Source organism: Enterobacter sp. SA197 (genome assembly GCF_054131575.1).
In genome coordinates this window covers 1,023,921-1,048,001 of sequence record NZ_CP096393.1, presented here as the reverse complement: position 1 = coordinate 1,048,001, position 24,081 = coordinate 1,023,921, and the positions used below count along the sequence as shown (strand labels likewise).

Annotated in this window: 11 protein-coding genes; 3 read left to right on the top strand and 8 right to left on the bottom strand. The window is 56.2% G+C overall.

Annotated elements, in window-relative coordinates; translation table 11 throughout:
• Positions 1 to 9: 9 nt before the first annotated feature.
• Positions 10 to 231 (top strand): acyl carrier protein, encoded by a 222-nt coding sequence (locus M1D91_RS04725; protein ID WP_437434254.1) that lies wholly within the window; start codon positions 10 to 12, stop codon positions 229 to 231.
• A 155-nt stretch (positions 232 to 386) separates the two neighbouring features.
• Here the strand turns inward: M1D91_RS04725 and M1D91_RS04720 are convergent, their stop codons facing one another.
• The 8 genes from M1D91_RS04720 to M1D91_RS04685 form a co-directional block, all read right to left on the bottom strand.
• Entirely contained in the window at positions 387 to 3,077 is a 2,691-nt protein-coding gene (locus M1D91_RS04720; protein WP_437434255.1) for a sulfotransferase, read from the bottom strand.
• On the bottom strand, positions 3,074 to 11,980 hold the full coding sequence (locus tag M1D91_RS04715; protein WP_457976030.1) for a beta strand repeat-containing protein: 8,907 nt from the start codon (positions 11,978 to 11,980) through the stop codon (positions 3,074 to 3,076). Before M1D91_RS04715 ends, M1D91_RS04720 begins: the two co-directional genes overlap by 4 nt.
• Before the next feature lie 78 nt (positions 11,981 to 12,058).
• A complete protein-coding gene (locus M1D91_RS04710; protein WP_437434482.1) occupies positions 12,059 to 13,309 on the bottom strand; it encodes an HlyD family efflux transporter periplasmic adaptor subunit in 1,251 nt (416 codons plus the stop codon).
• The gene (locus tag M1D91_RS04705) at positions 13,299 to 15,524 is read right to left on the bottom strand and encodes an ATP-binding cassette domain-containing protein (protein WP_437434483.1); all 2,226 of its coding nucleotides are present in this window, start codon (positions 15,522 to 15,524) and stop codon (positions 13,299 to 13,301) included. The genes M1D91_RS04710 and M1D91_RS04705 overlap by 11 nt, the downstream gene beginning before the upstream one ends.
• On the bottom strand, positions 15,524 to 16,711 hold the full coding sequence (locus M1D91_RS04700) for a TolC family protein (protein WP_437434615.1): 1,188 nt from the start codon (positions 16,709 to 16,711) through the stop codon (positions 15,524 to 15,526). The genes M1D91_RS04705 and M1D91_RS04700 overlap by 1 nt, the downstream gene beginning before the upstream one ends.
• Positions 16,712 to 17,360: 649 nt before the next feature.
• Entirely contained in the window at positions 17,361 to 18,104 is a 744-nt protein-coding gene (locus M1D91_RS04695; RefSeq protein ID WP_437434485.1) for a hypothetical protein, read from the bottom strand.
• Positions 18,105 to 18,273: 169 nt separating this feature from the next.
• On the bottom strand, positions 18,274 to 18,831 hold the full coding sequence (locus M1D91_RS04690) for a histidine phosphatase family protein (protein ID WP_437434486.1): 558 nt from the start codon (positions 18,829 to 18,831) through the stop codon (positions 18,274 to 18,276).
• A gap of 224 nt (positions 18,832 to 19,055) precedes the next feature.
• Positions 19,056 to 20,726, bottom strand: a complete 1,671-nt coding sequence (locus M1D91_RS04685) for a zinc finger-like domain-containing protein (RefSeq protein ID WP_437434487.1) — start codon at positions 20,724 to 20,726, stop codon at positions 19,056 to 19,058.
• Between the two features lie 629 nt (positions 20,727 to 21,355).
• Here M1D91_RS04685 and M1D91_RS04680 point away from each other — a divergent pair.
• Positions 21,356 to 22,503, top strand: a protein-coding gene (locus M1D91_RS04680) for an IS3 family transposase (RefSeq protein ID WP_457976027.1) whose coding sequence is annotated in 2 segments (ribosomal slippage) — positions 21,356 to 21,593 and positions 21,593 to 22,503 — 1,149 coding nt in all. Because the reading frame shifts where the segments join, the coding sequence is not laid out codon by codon here.
• A 575-nt stretch (positions 22,504 to 23,078) separates the two neighbouring features.
• A complete protein-coding gene (locus tag M1D91_RS04675; protein WP_437433114.1) occupies positions 23,079 to 23,930 on the top strand; it encodes a LysR family transcriptional regulator in 852 nt (283 codons plus the stop codon).
• Positions 23,931 to 24,081: the final 151 nt, after the last annotated feature.

The following is a 24,081-nucleotide window of genomic DNA, read 5'->3' as shown; positions in this document are numbered from 1 at the left end:
GAAAAAAAGATGGAACAAGACATTCTCGCGCTGTTTGAAAAAGTGTTATCCCGCAAAGTAGGATTCCACGATGAACTGATTGAGTCCGATATCCTCGACTCGATTCTGGCGGTGGATTTGGTGCTGGAAGTGCAGGACGTTTACGGCTGCATGATCCCGCCCACCGAAGTCGCCACGGTGCTGAAAACGCCGGCAGACCTGGCCTACTATATCGAAGAGAACCGCGGTTAATCCCCATGCGGTGACCGAGCCTGAAAGAGAGTAAAGCCCCTGCATGCGCTGGCATGCAGGGGCTTTTTTATGCTGTCTGCTTTTTAGCGTTTTTCGTCCATTTTAGTGTACCGGTAGCCTTTGCCCCTTTTCTGACTAAGGGTCATAGCGGTGTTCTAATATGGCCCCGTCGCGGAGGTGCGAATGGAAAAGCCCAGAGGTAATGCCTCATCCCGGCCTTCATCCATTGCGCTTACCACGTTGTCACCCGTACCGACGTGGTGCGCCCTTAACCTCTGTGCTTTTTCCGGTTGCTCCGCTAATTCGTATGCCTGCGCCAGATCGCCCCGCCAGTTGGTATTCCACGGGCATGTCTGGTGTGCCTTTTCCATGTGCGTAATGCCCTCAGCCAGATGCCCTTTACGCACGCAAATCAGACCCAACATGAAATGCGCGGTCGCGTGTTCAGGCACGTGGTGCAACAGGCGTTTGAAGAGCATCTCTGCTTCATCTAGCTTCCCCTGACGATAGTGCGCTATGCCATCGGTCTGCATGCCGGGTACGGGCAAGCTCACCATCTCAATAGGTTCATGCACGATCTTCGCGTTCGTACCGGCGATAAGCGGCGTCAGAAAGTCCGCGTAACGGCGCCAGCGTTCGCGGGCGGTCTGATAGATAGGCTGACGTACCTGCCACACACTGGCGGTCTTGACCGGCCTTTTCAGTTCAGACGTGTCGAGCACCTGCGGCTCCCATTGCACGCCCAGATAATCCAGCATGCGACGCGCCTCGCGCTCCGGTTCAGATACCACGTCCTCATAGCGCACCTCGAGAATTTCGCCGGGGAACAGCTGGTTCCAGTGGTGCATCATGAGATTGTGGTCGGCCAGCTGTTCACCAATCCACTGCAGGTCATAGGCGAAGCCCATACCGCCATGTTTCGCCGCGTAGTCGGTGAAGTAGTTGGAGATAGCGATATCGCGCGGATCGCGTCGTACTGAGATTATCCGCGCGTTCGGGAACAGCAGTTTGATAAGACCAATGTTCTCGAAATTGTGCGGCAGCTTATCCACCACATGCCGGACCTCAGACGCGTTTTCTGGCACGGTTTCCTTGAGCTCCTTAAGCAGGCTGTCGGTAATGCCCGCCACAACATCGGCCGACAGATCGTCCACACAGTCCGGGTAATGGCGTCCTGACCCCGTATGACGTTCCCAGCGCTCCAGCCTGGCAATCGTGCTGGGAATCACCCCAAGTTCGCCCGCGCCGTGGATTTGGCTGTGTCCTGCCAGAATCTGTTCAATCAGCGTCGTACCGGAACGCGGCATACCCAGGACGAACACCGGCAGCGTTGAGGCGTTGCCGATGCCGCGTCGGTGTTCGTATAGTGAACGGCTAAAAGCATGACGGATACGCGCGCTGCCTTGCCGATGCGCAACCGGGTCATAACTCAGAAACGCACGACTGGCCGCATTGGCTTCATCGGCCAGGGTGAAGGCTTTGGTGTAGTCCTTGCGTTTTTCCCAGGCCGCAGCCAGTTGCAGCAGTAGTCCAGGCTGCACCGGTCCGGTAAGGCCAGGTCGTCGTGCAAAGGCTTCCAGGCGAATTAACGTCTCTTCATCTTGTGGAAAGCGTCGGGCGTTAATCAGTGCGGCATGACCGCGTGCCGGGTCGACAGCCAGTACCTGCTCAAACAGCGCGACGGCCTCGTCGATGCGCCCCAACTGCATATACAACTGCCCCAGCCCCTGCAGTGCAGGTACCAGCCGCGGATGTGCTTGCAGAACCTCTACGTATCTCGCCTCCGCGCCGGTGTACTGCTGCTCCTGCGCGTCAACTCCGGCCAGTGCCACGTGTGCCTGCGCCAGCCAGTAGTCGATTTGCGCGGCGTCGATATCGGGTGAAGGCGTCAGCGCCCCGGCCTCCTCAATCGCCTGTTCAGCCATGTCACGCGCCAACGCAGGATGCCCATGAGTCGCGACGCTGGCCAGTTTCAGGCGCAGAGGAAGCGTCATTTTTTGCTGCTGCCCAGCCAGATTAATGGCGCGGTGCAGCAACATTATGGCCTGAGGCATCCGCCCCTGAAGCTCCGCCAGCTCCGCATGCTGTTGGTAGAGGTCAGGATGTTCCGGGTAATGATGCAGACCACGGCGCAGCGCATCCTCAGCCTGGGCATGGCGTCCACGCTCGGCCAGACGCTGAACATAACCGGTCAGCAGGCCACAGTAATCCTCCTCAGCCAGTTCAGCATGGCGTGAGTCCAGCCAGGCCTCAGCGCGGGCATTGTCGCCACGGGCCAGCCACAGTTCCAGACGCAGGCCGCGCAGTTGCTGGTCGTGCAGAGCCACCTGCGGTGCGGGCCAGTGCTCCCGCTCGCCTGCCCAAAAGAGGTCTGCGGCGGCCAGTGTCTCCTCTGCCTGATGCAACGCCTCACTTTGCAGATAGAGACGCAGCAGTTGCTGATAGACCTCGATACGTGGTTGCAGGCGCAAACTGCATTCATACAGGGGAATAGCCTCCTCCCCCCGTTGATGCTGCACATAACAGGCAGCCAGACGCGCCAGCAAAAGCGAGTGGTCTGGTGCCTCAGTGCGGGTGGCTTCCAGCAGCGCCTGCGCCGCGCCTGATTCCCCAAGAAGCAGGTGTAAGGCCGCCAGGTCGACGCGGGCGTCGACCTCCAGTGTAGCCGGGTCCAGCGCCATCAGCGTCTGGCGGGCCGCCGCTGGCTGGCCCAAATGGGCCTGAGCCAGGGCCAAAAGCACCTGTTCTGCTGGTGAGAGCGCCGGCAGGCTAAAGCCTGCCTCCTGCAGCGCCTCAAACTGCCGCATTTCGACCAGACGGCGTAGCAGTATCAGTGAACCTGTCATGGCATCGCCAGCCCTTGCGAGGTGAGAACACCGGCAGGCATCGCCTGCATATACGCCTGAGCAAACGAATTGTCATGATTCGGGTTCGCGGCCCAGGTACCGTTCCAAAGATCCTTGCCAGGCGCTACATCATTGCGAGTGAACTGGCCGTTTGCATTAATTCCGGCGACATAATTAGAAAACGAAGTAGAGAACGCTGCCATCCAGTGAACGGCATTTCCAACTTGATTCATCCCCATCACTGCCTCGCCATGGCTTCCCTTAACAGCGCTGCCCGTGCCTACCAGCACAATTTTGTCGTCGGTGCCCAGATTCTGCGCACCCGACCACATCTCGTTGCTATCCAGACCAACCAGCGTGCTGGTATCGCTGTTGACCTTGATATAGATGGTGTAGGCGGTATTGGCATCAAAAACGCGCCCGTTGTGGTCAGAGCTTTGGCCCGTCGTCAGGTCGAACACCACGATGGAGGGATTCCCGGTCGAGGCGGCAGCGGTCGTGAAATTCAGCCCCGTCGAGGTGCTGATACCGGCATAGCCATTACCCGCCGTGTCGTGCAGCGCGGTGCTGTCGATTTGGACGTGATAGTTTGCGCCTGCCGCCAGATCCGTTGTCGGGTCGATAGTCACCGTGTTGCCGCTGATGCTGACCTGCGAACTGTCGGTGATGTCGATAACCTTGTTCAGACTGCTGTTGCTGTCGTTGACCAGGGTGATGTGACCACTGCCCGCCAGCACATTCTCGCTAAAGGTCAGCGTGAGGTTAGCGCCCGTGGCAACGCTGCTGCCATCGTCATGCGGGGTACTGCTGGTCAGCAAAGGTGCAGTATTGTCCACCGCCACGCTGCTGCCTGAGATAACAGAGACATTGCCGGCCGCGTCCACAGCGTAAGCATGGTAAGTGCCGTCGGCAAGCCCGGTTAGTGCCAGCGTAGCCCCGGTGTTGGCCGTGACGGTCACGCTGTTCACCAGGTTGTCGGCAGCACTGGTAAGGCTGTTCAGATCCGTCACCGTCACGCTGTCGCTGACCAGGTATACCGTGCCAGCTTCAGTGCTCTGCACACTAACGGTCTCATTACCGTTCTCCACGCCATCCGCGTCACGGATAAGCGTGACGGTCGGCGGTGTGGTATCGACGACGTTGTAGGTCACGGTCTGGGTGGTCTGATTACCAGCGGCGTCGGTGGCGGTGACGATGAATTGCGCCCCGGTGGCCTTCGCCGGGCTGGAGAGCAGCGTCACCAGGCCAGTGCTGGCGTTGATGCTGAAATGCTGGGTGTCGTTCAGGCTGTAGGTGACCCCGTGCGCATCGGTGGCCGCCGCGGTGTAGACGGTGTCGCCGACGTGGGAGCTGTCCGTAATGTCGGCGGCGATGGCGGCACTGGTGAAGACAGGCAGGGTGTTGTCAACGATCACACTGCTGCCGGAGATAGCAGAGACATTGCCTGAGGCATCCACGGCGTAGGCGTGGTATGTACCGTCAGCGAGGCCAGTCAGCGCCAGCGCGGTGCCGGCGTTCGCCGTAACGGTAACGCTGTTCACCAGGTTGTCGGCAGCACTGGTAAGGCTGTTCAGATCCGTCACCGTCACGCTGTCGCTGACCAGGTATACCGTGCCAGCTTCAGTGCTCTGCACACTAACGGTCTCATTACCGTTCTCCACGCCATCCCCGTCACGGATAAGCGTGACGGTCGGCGGTGTGGTATCGACGACGTTGTAGGTCACGGTCTGGGTAGTCTGGTTACCAGCGGCGTCGGTGGCGGTGACGATGAATTGCGCACCGGCAGCCTGAGCCGGACTGGAGAGCAGCGTCACCACGCCAGTGCTGGCGTTAATCCGGAAGTGTACGGTGTCGTTCAGGCTGTAGGTGACCCCGTGCGCATCGGTGGCGGCAGCGGTGTAGACGGTGTCGCCGGCATGGGTGCTGTCCGTAATGTCGGCGGCAGTGGTCGCGCTGGTGAAAACAGGCACGGTGTTGTCCACCATCACGCTGCTGCCGGAAATGACGGAAAGATTGCCCGCTGCATCGACGGCGTAAGCGTGGTAAGTGCCATCAGCAAGGTTGGCAGCAGAGATCGCTGCGCTGGTATTTGCGATGACAGCAGTGCTGGCCCACTGGTCGCTGGCAGCGCCGGTAATGTCGCTGAGCTGGCTTACCGTCACATTGTCGTTGACCAGATAGATGGTGCCGTTTTCGGTGCTTTGCACGGTGGCCTGGCCATCATGGTTCAGCACGACGAGGTTTTCCCAGGTGCTGCCATCGGCGTTAAATTTCTGCACGTAGAGATGGCGGCCGGAAATGCCGCTGTTATAACCGTACCAGGTTACCATGTATTCGCCGTCTGCACCGGCGGCGGTAACTTGTGGATAGATGTCAGTTGCGCCGCTGAAAGCTTCCAGTTTCACGAAACCACCCACAAGCTCACCGCTGGCATTGAACTTCTGCGTGTAGACGTCCCAATTCGAGCCGTTCCTACTCATCCAGGAGACGACGTAGCCTCCATCGCCCAGTGCCGTGATGCGCGGGTTTTGGTCGTAGTTGCTGCTTGTGTTGTTGTGTGATGCGTCCAGTTGCACAGCAGCACCCACTTTGCTGCCACCAGCAGAGAACTGTTGAACAAAGACATTGTAATCGACGTAGCCGCTGATGCTGGAATAATCCATCCAGCTGATGGCGTAGCCACCGTCGGCCAGCGCTGCAACGAACGGGTAGGTAGAGCTGTTACCGAAATTACCATTATGCGTGCTGTCCAGTTCAACGATGCTGCCAACCCTGGCGCCGTTGGCATCGAACTGCTGCACATAGGTGCCGTTGTTGTAGTTCGAGTTGCTGTAGTTGTAGCCGGACCAGGTGACGACATAGCCACCGTTAGCCAGTGCTGTGATCTGCGGCTGAATTTCGCTGTTAGAACTGTTGCCCGTCGTGGCGTCCAGCATCACTGGGGTGGAAGCGGTGCCGGTAGCGTCGAACTGCTGCACATAGATGTGGTAGTCGCCAGAGGTTTGGCCCTGCCAGGTCACCACGTAGCTACCGCTGTCCAGCACGGTAACCTGCGGGCTGGCGTTGTAAGAAGAACCGGACACCGCCAGCGGCACGGTGTTGCCAACAGTGGCACCAGCGTCATCAAAGCGCTGCACGTAGACACCGACGTTGTTAATGTACCAGCTCAAGATATAGCCGCCATCGGTAAGCGTCGCGATCTGCGGGGCTATATCCTGCGCAGAAGCGGCCCCATCCAGTTTTACGGCTGCGGATATTGGGCTGCCGTCAGCGTTGAATAACTGCGTATAGATGCTGCTATCAGTGTTGGTACCATTCTTGCCGGCCCATGCCACGGCATACGCTCCGGCATCATTAATGGCCGTCACGCTGACGACACTGTCTGACCCGTTTGCGTAAGTGATGGTCACGCCAGATGCGAGCTGTACGGGATCACCCATCGCCACACCCTGAGCGCTAAGGCGCTGCGCATAGATCCCGTAGCTGCCATTGTTGGTGCCTCCCCATGTCACCAGGAAGCTACCGTCGCCCAGCGTGGTTGTGTCAAAACCGTTGGAGTAAACTAAGTTGGTCGCCGGGCTCAGCATCACCGGTCCCTTAGAGCTGCCGTCGAGCGTAACAGTCGGTGCGATTTCATCGACATCGGTGACATTAACGGTGACGGTCTGCGTGGTCATATGGCCCGCTGCGTCAGTGGCGGCGACGATAAAGGTGTATGCAGGCGCGTGGGTGCCTTCATAGTCAGGGCTGGTATTGAAGGTGACTGCACCCGTTGCCGCGTCGATAGTAAAGTACCGGGCGTCTGCGCCATTATCCGTATCGATCAAGCTGTAGGTGACATGCTCGCCACCGTCCACGGCGTCATTATCAAGGGCCTGCGCAGTATAAATCGCGGTGCTGGCGGCAGTATTTTCGGCAACGCTCACCGTGGCGGTGGCGAAGCTGTCGCTGCTGTTACCGGTGGTGAAGCTGGGGGCAACCTCGTCGAGGTTGTTGATGCCCAGCGTGACCGTGCGGTCGCTGTGGTTGCCCGCCGCATCGGTGGCCACAACGGTGAAGCTGTAGCTGGATTTGCTTTCAAAGTCCGGGTTGCCGGTCAGCGTCACCGCGCCGGTGGTCGGGTCAATCGTCAGCCCCGCGTCGCTGCCCGCTTTCAGGGAGAAGGTGACACCGCCGCTGATATCCGCAGTGTCGGTCGCGGTGGCGGTGTAAATCACCTGCCCTGCGCCGCTGTTCTCGTTGATCGCCGTGGCGGTGGTGCCGCTGGTGATCGTCGGGGCGACATCGTCGAGGTTGTTGATGCCCAGCGTGACCGTACGATCGCTGTGGTTGCCCGCCGCATCGGTGGCCACAACCGTGAAGCTGTAGCTGGATTTGCTTTCAAAGTCCGGGTTGCCGGTCAGCGTCACCGCGCCGGTGGTCGGGTCAATCGTCAGCCCCGCGTCGCTGCCCGCTTTCAGGGAGAAGGTGACACCGCCGCTGATATCCGCGGTGTCGGTCGCGGTGGCGGTGTAGATCACCTGACCCGCGCCGCTGTTCTCGTTGATCGCCGTGGCGGTGGTGCCGCTGGTGATCGTCGGGGCAACCTCGTCAAGGTTATTAATACCCAGCGTGACCGTGCGGTCGCTGTGGTTGCCCGCCGCATCAGTGGCCACAACCGTGAAGCTGTAGCTGGATTTGCTTTCAAAATCCGGGTTGCCGGTCAGCGTCACCGCGCCGGTGGTCGGGTCAATCGTCAGCCCCGCGTCGCTGCCCGCTTTCAGGGAGAAGGTGACACCGCCGCTGATATCCGCGGTGTCGGTCGCGGTGGCGGTGTAGATCACCTGACCCGCGCCGCTGTTCTCGTTGATCGCCGTGGCGGTGGTGCCGCTGGTGATCGTCGGGGCAACCTCGTCCAGGTTATTAATACCCAGCGTGACCGTGCGGTCGCTGTGGTTGCCCGCCGCATCGGTGGCCACAACGGTGAAGCTGTAGCTGGATTTGCTTTCAAAGTCCGGGTTGCCGGTCAGCGTCACCGCGCCGGTGGTCGGGTCAATCGTCAGCCCCGCGTCGCTGCCCGCTTTCAGGGAGAAAGTGACGCCCCCGCTGATATCCGCGGTGTCGGTGGCCGTGGCGGTGTAGATCACCTGCCCTGCGCCGCTGTTCTCGTTGATCGCCGTGGCCGTGGTGCCGCTGGTGATCGTCGGCGCAACCTCGTCCAGGTTATTAATACCCAGCGTGACCGTACGATCGCTGTGGTTGCCCGCCGCATCGGTGGCCACAACGGTGAAGCTGTAGCTGGATTTGCTTTCAAAATCCGGGTTACCGGTCAGCGTCACCGCGCCGGTGGTCGGGTTGATGGTCAGCCCCGCGTCGCTGCCCGCTTTCAGGGAGAAAGTGACGCCCCCGCTGATATCCGCGGTGTCGCTGGCGGTGGCGGTGTAGATCACCTGACCCGCGCCGCTGTTCTCGTTGATCGCCGTGGCCGTGGTGCCGCTGGTGATCGTCGGCGCAACCTCGTCCAGGTTATTAATACCCAGCGTGACCGTGCGGTCGCTGTGGTTGCCCGCCGCATCGGTGGCCACAACCGTGAAGCTGTAGCTGGATTTGCTTTCAAAGTCCGGGTTGCCGGTCAGCGTCACCGCGCCGGTGGTCGGGTTGATGGTCAGCCCCGCGTCGCTGCCCGCTTTCAGTGAGAAGGTGACGCCCCCGCTGATATCCGCGGTATCGGTCGCGGTGGCGGTGTAGATCACCTGACCCGCGCCGCTGTTTTCATTGATCGCCGTGGCCGTGGTGCCGCTGGTGATCGTCGGGGCAACCTCGTCCAGGTTATTAATACCCAGCGTGACCGTACGATCGCTGTGGTTGCCCGCCGCATCGGTGGCCACAACCGTGAAGCTGTAGCTGGATTTGCTTTCAAAGTCCGGGTTGCCGGTCAGCGTCACCGCGCCGGTGGTCGGGTTGATGGTCAGACCCGCGTCGCTGCCCGCTTTCAGGGAGAAGGTGACACCCCCGCTGATATCCGCGGTGTCGGTCGCGGTGGCGGTATAAATCACCTGACCCGCACCGCTGTTCTCGTTGATCGCCGTGGCCGTGGTGCCGCTGGTGATCGTAGGCGCAACCTCGTCGAGGTTATTAATACCCAGCGTGACCGTACGATCGCTGTGGTTGCCCGCCGCATCGGTGGCCACAACGGTAAAGCTGTAGCTGGATTTGCTTTCAAAGTCCGGGTTGCCGGTCAGCGTCACCGCGCCGGTGGTCGGGTCAATCGTCAGCCCCGCGTCGCTGCCCGCTTTCAGGGAGAAAGTGACGCCCCCGCTGATATCCGCGCTGTCGGTCGCGGTGGCGGTGTAGATCACCTGCCCTGCACCGCTGTTCTCGTTGATCGCCGTGGCCGTGGTGCCGCTGGTGATCGTCGGGGCAACCTCGTCGAGGTTATTAATACCCAGCGTGACCGTACGATCGCTGGCATTCCCGGCCGCATCGGTGGCCACAACCGTGAAGCTGTAGCTGGATTTGCTTTCAAAGTCCGGGTTACCGGTCAGCGTCACCGCGCCGGTGGTCGGGTCAATCGTCAGCCCCGCGTCGCTGCCCGCTTTCAGGGAGAAAGTGACGCCCCCGCTGATATCCGCGGTGTCGGTGGCGGTGGCGGTGTAGATCACCTGACCCGCGCCGCTGTTCTCGTTGATCGCTGTGGCCGTGGTGCCGCTGGTGATCGTCGGGGCAACCTCGTCGAGGTTATTGATGCCCAGCGTGACCGTCTGGCTGCTGGCATTCCCGGCGGCATCGGTGGCCACAACGGTAAAGCTGTAACTGGATTTGCTTTCAAAGTCCGGGTTGCCGGTCAGCGTCACCGCGCCGGTGGTCGGGTCAATCGTCAGACCCGCGTCGCTGCCCGCTTTCAGGGAGAAAGTGACGCCCCCGCTGATATCCGCGCTGTCGGTGGCCGTGGCGGTGTAAATCACCTGACCCGCGCCGCTGTTCTCGTTGATCGCCGTGGCCGTGGTGCCGCTGGTGATCGTAGGCGCAACCTCGTCCAGGTTATTAATACCCAGCGTGACCGTCTGGCTGCTGGCATTCCCGGCGGCATCGGTGGCCACAACGGTGAAGCTGTAGCTGGATTTGCTTTCAAAATCCGGGTTGCCGGTCAGCGTCACCGCACCGGTGGTCGGGTTGATGGTCAGACCCGTGTCGCTGCCCGCTTTCAGGGAGAAGGTGACACCACCGCTGATATCCGCGGTGTCGGTGGCGGTGGCGGTGTAAATCACCTGACCCGCGCCGCTGTTCTCGTTGATCGCCGTGGCCGTGGTGCCGCTGGTGATCGTAGGCGCAACCTCGTCCAGGTTATTAATACCCAGCGTGACCGTCTGGCTGCTGGCATTCCCGGCGGCATCGGTGGCCACAACGGTGAAGCTGTAGCTGGATTTGCTTTCAAAGTCCGGGTTGCCGGTCAGCGTCACCGCACCGGTGGAGGGGTTAATGCTGAACAGTGCGCTGTCACCATTAGTGCCCAGGCTGTAGCTAAATTGGCTAGGATCAGTAGCAACAGCAGTCCAGACCACCTTGCCTGCGCCGATGTTCTCATTCACATTGGACGTCGTCGCGCTGCTAAAGACAGGCGCGTGCGTATCAATAATGAGGCTGAGGCCGCCGGATGCATCACTGGCGGTCGCGGCGCCCTTAATCAGCAACGACTGCGCTCCCTCAGACAGATTGTTACTGCTGCCGAGTGTGATTCCGGCAGCCACGGTGTCCAGGACTGTCTGGGTAGTCGCACCGGCGTTGGCTTCCGCACCGGAGAAGGCAGCCAGCAGGAGGCCGTATTTTTCACCGGCACTCAGGCCATCGGCAGCATTAAAACTGCCGCCGTTGGTGGCGGTGACCGTGGTGTTCAAAATGTTATCCACACCAAACAGGCTGCCGATGGCCGAGGCTGTATCGGCCACCTGCGTCGCGCTCAGGGTAGCGGGATTGTCAGCCGTGCCACCGAGGGCTTCCTGAGCCTTGGTATAGGCGAGCGTGGTCAACACGTTGATATTGAGCACAAGGGTACTGTTGTTTCCAGAGATAACACCCATGCTCCAGAGCTGAGCAGAGAGGTCTTTACCCGCGCCTGTGGCTTCGTCCAGGTAGTCAGCAGCGCCGCCGCTGTTGACCAGTTTCACAATAACCACGCCGCTGTAACTGCCAGCGGACAGGGTGACCGAGCCATCGGCCCCCAAACTCCCCGTGCCAATCAGCGTTTTGCCATCGGCCTGATAAATCTCCACTTTCAAATCGTTACTGCTGAGCGCCGGACCACCGACAAAGTTAAGCTGGACGGAATTCTCTACCGGGGCTTCTCCACCACCGTTATCGTGCTTGCCGCCATTGTCATGCCCTTTGTTGGCACTTGCCACTGCAACCCCGACCACGCCACCCAGTCCGAGGGCGCCGGCGAGATAGCCCGCGTAAGAGTGCGATTGCGGGAGATAGGTTACCGGATGGCCAGTCACTACCGAGCCATCCTGCAGACCAGCTAAGATACCTTCAAGCCCAGGGTGGCCTGAGGTCATGCTGGCCAGCGCGTCCGGAGAACCGTGCGCATAAATAACATGGCTGCCATCGGCTAACGCCGCCCCTTCGGTGCTACCGGGCGTCATCACCTGGGTAGAGGTGCCATCAGCAGGCAGGGTTACGCTGGTATCACTTTGCGTATACCAGTCTTGCAGGGTCAACGTGGTGCCATCGGCATAATCCAGTTGCAGATCCTGCCCGTGACGCGAAGCTACAACGTCATCGGCCAGTTTTTCCTGATCGTTATCGCCCTTGCGTTTGAGCACCCGGTACGTTTCACCCGGCGCGACCTTGTGAATATTATTCTGCCCGGCCTGCAGAGAGATGCGGCTTTTACCGGTACTGAGGGTATATTGGCGTGACGTCATTTGGGTCTCGGGTTTCATTGTGTGTTATCTCCATTTGGGGCGAACAGGTAAATCGAGTTGCAACGACCACCTGAGGTGTCATCGCTCCTGGAATGATTCACTAAGTGTTTTACGCAAAGGTTTAAGTAAAAAGTCCATCAGCGTGCGATCGCCGGTACGGATATCGAGCTGAGATGTCATGCCCGGAAGGATGTCAAGCTGGCGACCGGTCGTGCTGCGCACAAACTGCCCTTCTTGCTGACCGCCTGACAGACCTTCTGCATGGCTTTTCAAACGAACATGGACGCGGTAGTAAATCTCCTCGCCACGTGGTGTGTTTTCTTTAAGGGTGTCGGCCGACACGTAAATCACCTCCCCCTGCAATGCTCCGTAAATGGTGTAATCGAAGGGATCGAGGCGTACCGTGGCCGGCAGTCCAACCTGGACGCGGGCAATATCAGCAGGCAGAACCTTTGCCTCAATGATGAGGGCATCATCTGACGGGACGATCTGCATGATCTCATCACCGGCACGCAATACCCCACCCAGCGTGGTGACGCGGACGTTTTTGACTATCCCAGGCCCCATGGCCGTAAAGACGGTATCGTGCACCTGCTGGCGACGACCGGCCATCTGTTGCAGGGTCTGGCCCAGGTCATCTTCTGCCTTGGTGAGATCGGCTCGCGCGTCATCCAAAAACTTATTGCGCCGACCAAGCAGGCGGGCACGAGCCTCATTAAGCTCGCGCTGTGCGTTAAGCCGCTCACTGGCGCTAACATCGCCAGAACGTTCAAGCCCGTTCACCAGGCTGAGCTTCTGACTGGCTAAATTCACGGCGGTCTGCAGCGCGGTAATATCTTCCTTCAGGCTCTGACGGCGCTGCACAAACAGCGCGCGTTCAATGTCTGCCTGCTCGCGTAATGCCGGACCGGGATCAGAGGGGAACTGGGGAGCGGACTGTCCCGTTGATTCTGCGCGAAGTCGGGCTATACGCGCCCTGAGACCAATGATCCGCGCGTCCACTTCACCCGCAGCTGCCTCAACGCGGGTTGGATCGAGGCGAGCCAGAATCTGCCCCGCTTTAACATGATCACCCTCTTTGACACGCAGCTCGGAAAGGACGCCACCGTCCACGGTCTGGATTATCTGCACCCGGCTGCTGGCAATAACCTCACCGTGTGCCCGTGCGACTTCATCAATGTGAAAAGACATAGCCCATATGACAAAACCCAACACCAGAGCAACGATGCTCCAGATAAGTCCGGCTGAGAGTCGGCTACGGTGGTAGTTTTCCAGCCGATGCACGCGCGGGGCGTCAGCGACCTCATCGTCAAACAGTTCAACGGCCATGAACGACTCCTGCTGAATGTGATACTTCTGGCATGCGTGTTTTTACGTTCGTGACTTCAACGCCAGGCCTCGGGCTAGCGGCACGGGCCATCAGTCCTGGCATCACCTTGTCTGGAGGACCATCACGTACGACGCTCCCTTCCTGCACGACCAGCACGCGGGTAGCAAAATTAATGGCCGCCATTGGACGGTGTGTGGCGACGATGAGGATATCTTCTGGCTGCAGCCTGGCTTGTAATGCTTTCCAGACACGCGTCTCCGCTTCGCCATCAAGCGAGGCCGTCGGTTCATCCAGAAGCCAGATACGCGGACGAGCCATCAGTACACGCGCCAGGCCGACCAGTTGGCGCTGGCCGCCAGAGAGACCCGAGCCACCTTCGCTGATAGCCATATCCATACCCATCGGATTACTGGCAGCCACCTGATCCAGCGCCAGATCGCGGGCTACCTCCGTCAGCGTGGAGTCGCTGACTGCGCCTGCGAGCATCAAATTGCTTCTGAGCGTACCTTTGAAGAGCTGTACTGCTTGTGGCAGATAGCCAATCTGAGCACTAACCAGTTGGGGGTCTATCTCCCACAAATCGGCATTGCCCAGGCGTACGCGGCCTTCACCGGGGCGATACAGCCCGGCCAGGATCTTCAGCAACGTCGATTTACCGCCGCCGACGGGTCCTAACAGCAGAACGCGTTCACCGGCATGAAAATTGAGTGCGGGAATATTGAGTTGTTGTACCGGAGACTGCGGAAAGGCGAAGCGCAGCTTTTCCACACCAATATGTTCTGGCAGGCGATCGGGCAACAACAGCGTCTGTCCGGGGCGACGCTCAGTAGGTTTACGCAGCAGGTTGTTCACCATATCCAGCGCTTCTTTGACCTGCTGCCACTGCATCAGGTACTGCACGCCCTGGCTCACCGGCCCGATGACGCGCCCGCCCAGAATACTGCACGCTACCATGCCTCCGGTGGTCAAATATCCGGCCTCTACGCCCCAAACGCCCACCACAATCCCCATGACATACGCCAGCGTCGACAGACTGCCGGTGGTGTTGGTACAGAACTGGCTGAGCGATTTTTGCTGAATGCTGTAGCCCGCGATGGAGTGACTGAGCGTCTGCCAGTCTTGTGCAAAACGCCAGCCAGCATGACTGGCGCGCATAGTCTCAGCCCCGCGAATACTGTCCACTAACAGGCCCAGACGCTCATTGCTGCGCAGCATCTGCTGGCGAGTAAGACGGCGCAAGCGCATGCGGGTGTACAGGCCAAGCGCCAGCGCGACAGGCAACATTCCGAGGTAAACCCAGCCTACGGGCCCACCGATCAAACCGATAAGTCCGATGAACAGCAAGGCAAAAGGCAGATCCACGATGCCGAAGACCAGACCGGCAGAGAAAACCTGCCGTACCGAATCCAGCGCCCCTACCTGCGCGGCCAGGGTGCCCAGACTGCCGGGCTGCTGGTCGAGTTGCAGGTGCAGCAGGTGTTCATAGACATGCTGGGAAAGGCGTTTATCCACGCTGCTGGCAACGCTGTCCATAATGTGGGCGCGCAGTGTTTTGAGCAGCCAGTCCAGACCCACAACCAGCACCATCCCTACGACCAGCGTGGTCAGTGTCGCCCAGGCCAGGGTAGGAACCACACGGTCGTAGACCTGCATCGCGAAGAGCGATGTGGGAATGGCCAGGATGTTCACCAGCAGCGTAGCAGCGACGACCCGGTACACCCAACTGCGGTCACGCAACAGTTCGCGCCAGACCAGGCGCATGGCCGGGTTTTCGCTTTCAGAGAGATTTTCTGACTGAACGTGTGAAGCCAGGCTGAACCAGAGTACAGCCGTTTCGTCACCCGCAGCCGAACCCGGCGCACCGGTCACAATGTCGTCGACCGCCAGCGTTCGGGATTCAGCACCCTCACGGGTCAGAGTCAGGGTATCGGTTTTCCCTCCCTCATTGTGTCGTTCGGCCAGCCACCATGTCTGGTCGTGCCACATCAACGCCGGAAGATGGCGGGGATCAAAACGCCGCCAGGGAAGTAACGCCAGCCGGACATCTTTCATGCCCGCGTCCGACAATAAACCGCGCACCTGATCCTGTGGACGATCGTTCACCGGAGGTACGCTCTGCGCACGCGCATACGCCTGCGTTAATGCCGCTTTATTCACCGGGGCGTGTAGCTTGTCCAGCAAGGCCAGTAATTCAGGGAGAGGAACAGGTATCATCAGGGTTGGCTCGCAGACGTGTTAACTAATTGTGTGCCCGTGGGCTGGGCGCCAGTGATATCGTCCATACGGCCCGTGCGTGCGGCCAGGCGCAGGGAATCGACCCGCCATGCCGATCGCACCGATACCAGCGCTTGTTGTTGTTCGGTTAATTCGCGCACAGCGTTGAGGACATCCAGCCAGCTTTTGTAGCCGGATTCGTACTGGCGGCGAAACGATGCCAGCGTGTCGCTGAGTTCAAGGACCGACTGCTCATAACCGGCCAGCAGCGTCTCGTTAGCCTCACGCTGATCAAGCAACTGGCGGGTCTGGATATCTTCACTGTGGCGTTGTTGGGCCAGATCCTGTCGTGCCGCCTCCACGCGTTCCAGTGCCGCATTCTGGAGGCCGCGGGACACCAGCCCCAGCCCCTCCATACTGCCGCTCACAACAATATTGATCGTATTGTTATTTCTCTGGTTGGGGATACCGGAGTAGTCATTGCGGGAGGCTTGCAGAGAGACGGTCGGCAGCGATGAAGTACGCTGACGTTCTACATCGGTTTCGGCAAGCGTCACCGCCGCTTCGCGTGCGCGCACGGTCGCACTCTGCGCAAGGATTTGTTCCTGGATAGACTTATCGGCAGGCAGTTTGAGGATGTTGCCAGGAATCGGCAGGTCGCTTGCGACAGGCTCCTGAGTTAAGGACAACAGCGTGGACTCGGCGGTGAGCAGGTCCGATTTGGCCTGTTCGAATGAGGCCCGCGCCTGTAACATTCGGGCCTTCGCCAGGCTGACATCAGCCGAAGAAGCCAGTCCTCCCTGCGCACGGCGCTGGATCTGTTCCTGCAATGCCTGATGGTTGTTAACGTTCGACTCAGCAACGGCAAGACGCTCACGAACACCCTGCACATTCGCATAGGCCACTGCGGTCTCTTCCAGCAATTGACGACGCGTAGCCCAGGCCGTGGCTTGCTGAGCAAGGGTGTCATTGTCAGCGTAGTCAATGGCACTGTCGATACGCCCAAAAGCCCATAACGGTTGCGATACGCTCAGCGTGGTCGTACTGGAATCATTGTAACCTGAAATTTGCCCCGTCCCCGCGCTGGCACCAAGCGTTGGCAAACGTGCCGCGCGAGCACTGTCGGCGTTGGCCTCTTTGGAACGCAGAAGAGCCTGCTGACTGGCGAGACCAGGGTGACGGAGCATGGTGCTTCGTAGTGCGGCAAATAAACCGCCCGTTGAGGTATCGGTAGAAGCAGAGTGCGAGGAGGACGAAGGCACCCTCGCCTGAGCCGTCGTCACAGAAATGACAAAGGGTAAAGAAAGTATAATTGCAGGCAGGATGTTAAAACTGTGTCGACCTGAAAGAATCCCCATTTCCTGAAGAGCCCTTTATTTAAGAAAGATTAAAAGACCCGCTGATCATAATTTTTCTCATGTTATCCCGACATAACAGTGAGTTAATAAATGGGGCGGCCGGAATAACGAGCTTCAAATAAGAATAAACTTATTGCGTTACGTAATAATTACCGATCAGTAACATCTATGTCAAGATATGTAATCGTGTAATAAAAGCTGTAATTTAGGGCTAATTGAGGAGATAGATTTACTTAACGCAAATATTCGTAGAGCGAGGAAAATATATCATTGGCGGGCGTTTTGATAAGGCATTATAAAGCCAGGAAAAATAGCATAGCGTGCGCATCGTTGCCCAAGCCCCCCCCGAGCAACCCAGCCTGAAAGAAAATTCATCGCGCTTAGTGAGAATGTGTGAACAGGTTCACGACGTGCGCAATTAACTGCGGCGGCCCGCCGTTGTCTGCGCCTTCAATCCCGTGCCACATGGGGCATGCGATCACAACAGTTTACGATCGACCGATAAATGCCAGGCGTAGTCGCTGCCGTTTTCCACCCATTTCGTACCCTCAATTTCCAGGTCGTCATCACTGAGATGTACATATGCCTCAACGGGGATGCGAACGTTGTCATGGCGTTCGGCATGACCCACAAATTTGCCGTTGCTCTGGCGCTGAAGCGCGACACTATATCTGTCGTCGTTAAAACTTAAATCCAGCTTCACGCTCTCTTCGCTGTATGCAATGCTGGTAACCTTCGGTGCGAGACGAGGCTCTTGAACCAGACGATAAAAATCCAGATCCGTTGACGGCAGAATAAAGACCGGACGTTGCTGACTGCCCGGAATGTGAACCTCATTATCTGGATCATTCACCACGCGGATTTTGATCGATTTCCCCGGCGAACGGTGAATGTAAAACAGCCGTTCTGCCAGTTTTTTCTCCAGCATAGCATGGTCGCTTTTGCTGACCCCTGCAGAGAATTTACTGAGCTTCACTTCCGTTATCTTGCCGTCCAGATCCCGATAATTTTCGGCATAGTAATCTTTGTCCATCCCGGCATAACCGATGTATTTGCTGGGGGCAAACAGCCATTCAGTGGTCTCAGGCTCTCGCCAGGCATACCAACATTTGACCCGACCCACCTGATCGAAAATGGGGCTGTCGGAATGAATCGCCATTTCGCGGCAATAGGTACGGATATTCGTCACAAGATCGCTAACAGAATGGACAAAGGGCTTCATTGATGACCTGACTTATCGTGCGTTTGGGAGGTGACACAAATTAGATCTATTTGATCCTTTAGATCCATTAAATCACTTAAAAACGAGATGTTAATCACAAAAAATTCATCAACGCCGTACACAACACGTAGTAGGTGGTTTTTTACTCGAGCCGCTATGTCATCAGGTTTCAGTGACTTTTTTCGTAGGTGACGGCATGCCAGTAGCCTTTACCCGTTTTCCCGGACACGCTAAAGCCTTCCTTTTTTAATTCCGCTCCCAGCATGCGGTTGAAGATGCCGTGCCCCATCAGCAGTACACTTTGGTTATTTTCCGCAAGCTTAATGAGTTTATCTGCCGCCTGTACCGCTCGCTTTTGCGCCAGAGCGCGCGATTCAACCTTTGCGGAAAATCCTGCAAGCCAGAGTATCCGTAACCAGAATGCGTAGGTTAAAGGTGATAATGTCAGCCCGAGCAGATTGATCAACGGTAATTGCGCTTCCCTGAAATCAGGATCAACAACCGTGGGTTCAATGCCGAGTTTGTTTAATGAAGTGATGGCTCTGGGTAAGGGACTGGCAACGGCAGGATAGTGATGCGTTGAAAGCCAGGATATTAATTCCGCTGGCGGGTCTTCGCTGACTTCGCTGTGGTCATACGCGGCAATCCATTGCGCCATTTTATCCGCAGTGTATTTGTGGTCGGTTTCAATATCTGGCTTACCGTGCCTTAACAATATAATTTTCATAACGATCCCTGATTGCTTTGGGCAGACCGTAACATGGGAGAGGCAGGGTTTCTATCCTTAGAATTGAGGGGATTATCAGACCTTGTATTAATCGTTTTGCGCTTTAACGTGCAGACAAAATAGTAATAACTTTAAAAAGGTTATTGCGTGAAATGTGACAAAATAAGCCATGCCTGAAGAACCAGAACTCCCTGATTTATTCAGGGAGCCCAGATATTATTATTTTACTTAACCGACTGAAGGATCCATTGAAGTAACTCTTTTATTGGATACTGCCCGAAGAGTACTCCCTCATGTGTCACCCAAATCGGGCAAAGCATTAACAGGCACGTTGTGAAGAGGCTCGTCAAAAGCAAACTGACGAACCAGCCGCTGCGTAAAATCTTCTTATCGACCGCCCAATCAGCCAGATGTGAATCCATTCGCCAGTGAACCCAGCCCCTGCGCCATAAATAACCCACTACCGCCATAACAATGGCGGCAATGGCCATAAACAGGCCACAGTAACGGGCCAATAACTCAAGGGAGGTGAGTAATCTTTGTTGACTATCCCAGCGGGTAAAGGGGGTCAGGTAGAGGTGTCCCGTTGCGGGGTCGCCCACCCAGAAACGGCCATAAGCCGTATAAAACGGCATAAACAGGTAAATCAGAAAGGCGCTGAAAAATGACCACTTCAACACCGACCAGTTCTGGATGGCGCGTGTGATGGCCTTCAGACTGGTCAGAGCTTCATCGATATAGGTTGTAGTCACGCTACGATTCATCGCTTCGCGGAGCATCTCGCCGGATTTCCCCGCCCGGTTGGCATCCAGCATCTCCTGATGGGCCTCCGACTCCATAAATGTGGCGACGGTTTTACGGCTAAACGCCGCGACAAGGGGGTTGAGCAATTTCCCGGTGCTGGACTGGTAGACAAGGCCATCAAGATCTTTCTTTAGCATCCGCTCAATAACGTGGCCTGAATCCAGGATGTGCGGCGTGATCCCGTAAATTACCCAGTGAATCGGCTGCTCAGCAGGCGGCGTCAGCGGCAGCCGGCTGGTAAACCTGGCAAACGGGATTTCAGCGTTGTAAGTAAAGTTAACGCAGCGCAACGCTTCATCCGACGTGGACTCTGTAAGCGCGATAGTGCCATAACGTTCAAGCTCGGGAATGCCTGCTTTGTACAGACCATCTTTGATGAAGGTCTGGACATCCTCACGATAATAAACCATGTGGTAATTAGGTACTGCGACGGTGTGTAGCCGGGTGATGAGGGTTGTCTCTCCCGTGCCGTCACAGGGCGAGCAGCGCTGATTACCTGAGCCGCTACAATGGCTACAGCGCACGCTCCCACCTGAACATGTTGAGCAGGTGCGGTAATAGCTCTCTACCCGATTTTGCTTTGTATAGTGATCATAATAGCTACGCTGATCCAATACCTGCGCACTTCCCCCACAGCTTGTGCAGGTCACACGGCCAGAACCATAGCACCAGGAACAGCTCACCTGCCCACGACCATTACATTGCGTGCAGTTTTCCGTTAAACAGAGTCGCTTAGGATGGGAATAGATAACCGTCTCTTTTTTCATACCACCGTATGGCTGCGAAAGCACATGCTCACGCGCTTCGCGCAGCGTTTCTTTACGGGATAAGACCGCGCTGGTTTCCGCTTGCAGCGCTTCGGAATACTGGAAGGCATGATTAAACACCAGCGTTCCATTTCCGGCATGCACTCTACCTGCCTGATGATTTTTTTCCGTTTCAATACGAAAATTCAGGCTTAAGTTAATCTGGCAGCCAAAATCAATTTTTTCGACTAATTCCAGGTCAAGATTATCTGGCTCTAACCTCGTCGCGCGTTCAACGAAGTTTTGAATTGTTGCGGAGCACGTATCCAGCCACGCGTCTTTCATGGTCATTCCCTAGGCTCGGTTCTGTTCTCTGCAGGATGATACAATCCTGCCATTTTCTGGCAACTACTAATTAACAGAGTCAGAAGCCACAAAAAAGCTGCACCTGACATATATGAAAAAATTCAAATGACCCATGCCGTATTAAAACAATGCATTCATTAACGGCAATAATTTATTTCTGTTAAATTTGTATCCCGCTGAGATGTATTTATATAGATAGTTTCCTGTAGCCTATGTTTTATCCTACCGCGCCATGCCTATTTATTCTTAAATTCAGGATGATGTATTTTAAAGAAGTCGATCGCTTTGGGTGTCGAATCTCTGCACGCTACCCTGAAGTGACACATAGGGCTTGATCCGTATCACCTGGCAGTAGTCAATATTCGTAGCACTAAAGAAAATCGTGTTACCACAAAACCTTTGCTTATAAGCAAACTCTGGTTGCCCTAAGTTATAGGGAATGACGGGCTCTACGCACAGCGATCTGGGAAAATAGTCTGCCCTTATGCATAGGCCAGTAGATGTCATCATCCAATCGAGAGCTGGAACATGCAGATTATAAGGGGTGAATCGCCACGGGTTTAACAGACACCTCAGAGTCATTTAAGATGACTTAAAGAGAGGTGCTCATGAGCGGTAAACGTTATCCCGAAGAGTTTAAAATTGAAGCAGTCAAACAGGTTATTGATCGCGGTCATTCTGTTTCCAGTGTTGCAACACGTCTCGATATCACCACCCACAGCCTTTACGCCTGGATAAAGAAGTACGGTCCGGACTCATCCACTAATAAAGAACAGTCAGATGTTCAGGCCGAGATCCGCCGACTCCAGAAGGAGTTGAAGCGGGTTACTGACGAACGGGACATAGTAAAAAAAGCCGCGGCGTACTTCGCAAAGCTGTCCGACTGAGGTACGCCTTTATTCGTGACAACTCCCGTTGCTGGCCTGTCCGTCTGCTCTGCAGGGTGCTGGATGTTCATCCCAGTGGCTTTTACGCCTGGTTTAAGCAACCGTATTCTCAGCGCCACCAGTCAGACCTGAGACTGACGGGACAGATCAAACAGTTCTGGCTGGAGTCCGGTTGCGTTTATGGTTATCGCAGGATCCATCTGGACTTGCGGGATAGCGGGCAACAGTGCGGAGTGAACAGAGTCTGGCGACTGATGAATCGTGCCGGGATAAAGGCTCAGGTCGGGTACCGGAGCCCGCGGGCACGCAAAGGCGAGGCCAGCATTGTATCGCCCAACAGGTTCCAGCGACAGTTCAATCCTGATGCTCCGGATAAGCGTTGGGTAACGGACATAACCTACATCAGGACCCACGAAGGCTGGCTGTATCTTGCTGTGGTTGTTGATCTGTTCTCACGCAAAATTATCGGCTGGTCAATGCAATCCCGGATGACAAAGGACATTGTCCTGAACGCACTGCTGATGGCTGTATGGCGGCGTAATCCTCAAAAACAGGTGCTGGTTCACTCGGACCAGGGCAGTCAGTACACAAGCCATGAGTGGCAGTCGTTCCTGAAATCACACGGTCTGGAGGGGAGCATGAGTCGTCGCGGTAACTGTCACGATAATGCGGTTGCAGAAAGCTTTTTCCAGTTGCTGAAACGCGAACGGATAAAGAAAAAGATCTACGGAACGCGGGAAGAAGCCCGCAGCGATATTTTTGATTACATCGAAATGTCTTATAACAGTAAGCGACGGCATGGTTCGAGCAATCAGATGTCACCGACAGAATATGAAAACCAGTATTATCAACGGCTCGGAAGTGTCTAGATTATCCGTGGCGATTCACGTTACCAGTAAAAAAGACACTATGATTTGGTCAATTAGGAATTGTCCAATGGCAGCTTGATTTACTACTATGATTAGTAGTCCTGCCGGATTTGTGTGATTCTTCACACAACAAGTTCGCTTTTATGCAGCCTATTTGCTGGGGCTATGTAGTTTATGAGCACGCATCTAATATAAATCAGACATTTTACCAGCAACCTGAAGTGCCTAGACACGTTTCGAAAGATACCGAATGGACTTTCCATATTGGGAGAAAGCGGTCAACATTGAAGCCAAGAGGTTTAACTAGCTCACCATCGGAGTCAATTGAAGTTTAGCCAGTGAGGGCTGCAATGTGCCAAAGGCAGACGTTCTTATATTCTAAAATCACAATACAGCCCCCTTATTACTGTACGCTGTACATCGTGACTCTGCTAAATGGATCTCTTAAGGAAAATGGTTGATTCAACGTATATCAGTAGTGCATTTCTCTTTTTATATGAAGAACTGCATCAGGTATAAGCCAGGAGGCAGGTACCGTCATCATAGCCAAGTATCTAAGCTAATTTTGAGGTTTTATGTTTGACTGGGAAGATTTACGCTATTTTTCAACCTTTGCCAGAACAGGCTCGCTGGCCTCTGCAGCTAAAAAACTGGGCGTGGATCATGCCACGGTGGCAAGGCGGATCGCGTCACTTGAAGCATCGTTTAATCTGAAGCTCGTTGACCGCAGGCCCCGATCTTATATCCTGACAGAAGATGGACGCCAGGTGGCCCGCTACGGCGAGCAAATGAGCGCGTCAGCCTATTCATTAGAGCGCTTTTCCGGGGCTGAACAAAATGTAGTGGAAGGTGATGTCATCATCGCTGCGCCCCATGTTTTCATTGGCAATCTCATTGCGCCGCATATCGGCAGTTTTTACAAACGGTATCCGCGTCTTCGTCTGAGCCTGACGGGAACCAAGGAACGACTTTCTCTCACCCGGCGTGAAGCCGATATTACCATTGGCATGGTACGGCCAGTCGAAGCGGCAGTGGTAGCAAGACTACTTGGCCGGGTAAAGTTTATGCTCTACGGCAGTGCCGAATATCTCGCATCAGGATGCGAGCTGAGCTTTATCGCTTACGATGAATCAGTAGCAGACACCCCGCAGCAGGCCTGGCTGAAAAAACAATGCGCCGGGCGACCTGTAGTTTTCTTCAGTAATGATCTCAGAATACAGGCTATTACGGCAGCAGGTCACGCCGGTATCGCCCTGCTGCCCGATTATCTGGCAAAGGAATACCACCTTGTACCTGTTGAACCCGGCGGTCCCGCTCTTACTCTGGATATCTGGCTGAGCGTTCACGAAGATGTGCGTCATGCAAGGCATATCAGCGCCGTGGTGGATTTCCTCATCAACTGTATTGAGCCTGCTTACGGCTTGTGAATATTTGCATAACTGAACTGAGCCTTTACGGAATATTGCACAACTATCCATCTGTCTATAATCGCGTCACCCTGATGGCGGATGAGAAAGATATCATTCGTTTTCTGTCTCACCCGATATGATTATTTATGTGTAACCCCGTAAAGGAAAT

Coding starts and splice junctions, on each gene's coding strand:
- M1D91_RS04710 (WP_437434482.1), bottom strand. CDS start 13,309: ATGGCCGTTGAACTGTTTGACGATGAGGTCGCTGACGCCCCGCGCGTG.
- M1D91_RS04725 (WP_437434254.1), top strand. CDS start 10: ATGGAACAAGACATTCTCGCGCTGTTTGAAAAAGTGTTATCCCGCAAA.
- M1D91_RS04675 (WP_437433114.1), top strand. CDS start 23,079: ATGTTTGACTGGGAAGATTTACGCTATTTTTCAACCTTTGCCAGAACA.
- M1D91_RS04700 (WP_437434615.1), bottom strand. CDS start 16,711: ATGCTCCGTCACCCTGGTCTCGCCAGTCAGCAGGCTCTTCTGCGTTCC.
- M1D91_RS04720 (WP_437434255.1), bottom strand. CDS start 3,077: ATGACAGGTTCACTGATACTGCTACGCCGTCTGGTCGAAATGCGGCAG.
- M1D91_RS04695 (WP_437434485.1), bottom strand. CDS start 18,104: ATGAAGCCCTTTGTCCATTCTGTTAGCGATCTTGTGACGAATATCCGT.
- M1D91_RS04690 (WP_437434486.1), bottom strand. CDS start 18,831: ATGAAAATTATATTGTTAAGGCACGGTAAGCCAGATATTGAAACCGAC.
- M1D91_RS04685 (WP_437434487.1), bottom strand. CDS start 20,726: ATGAAAGACGCGTGGCTGGATACGTGCTCCGCAACAATTCAAAACTTC.
- M1D91_RS04715 (WP_457976030.1), bottom strand. CDS start 11,980: ATGACGTCACGCCAATATACCCTCAGTACCGGTAAAAGCCGCATCTCT.
- M1D91_RS04705 (WP_437434483.1), bottom strand. CDS start 15,524: ATGATACCTGTTCCTCTCCCTGAATTACTGGCCTTGCTGGACAAGCTA.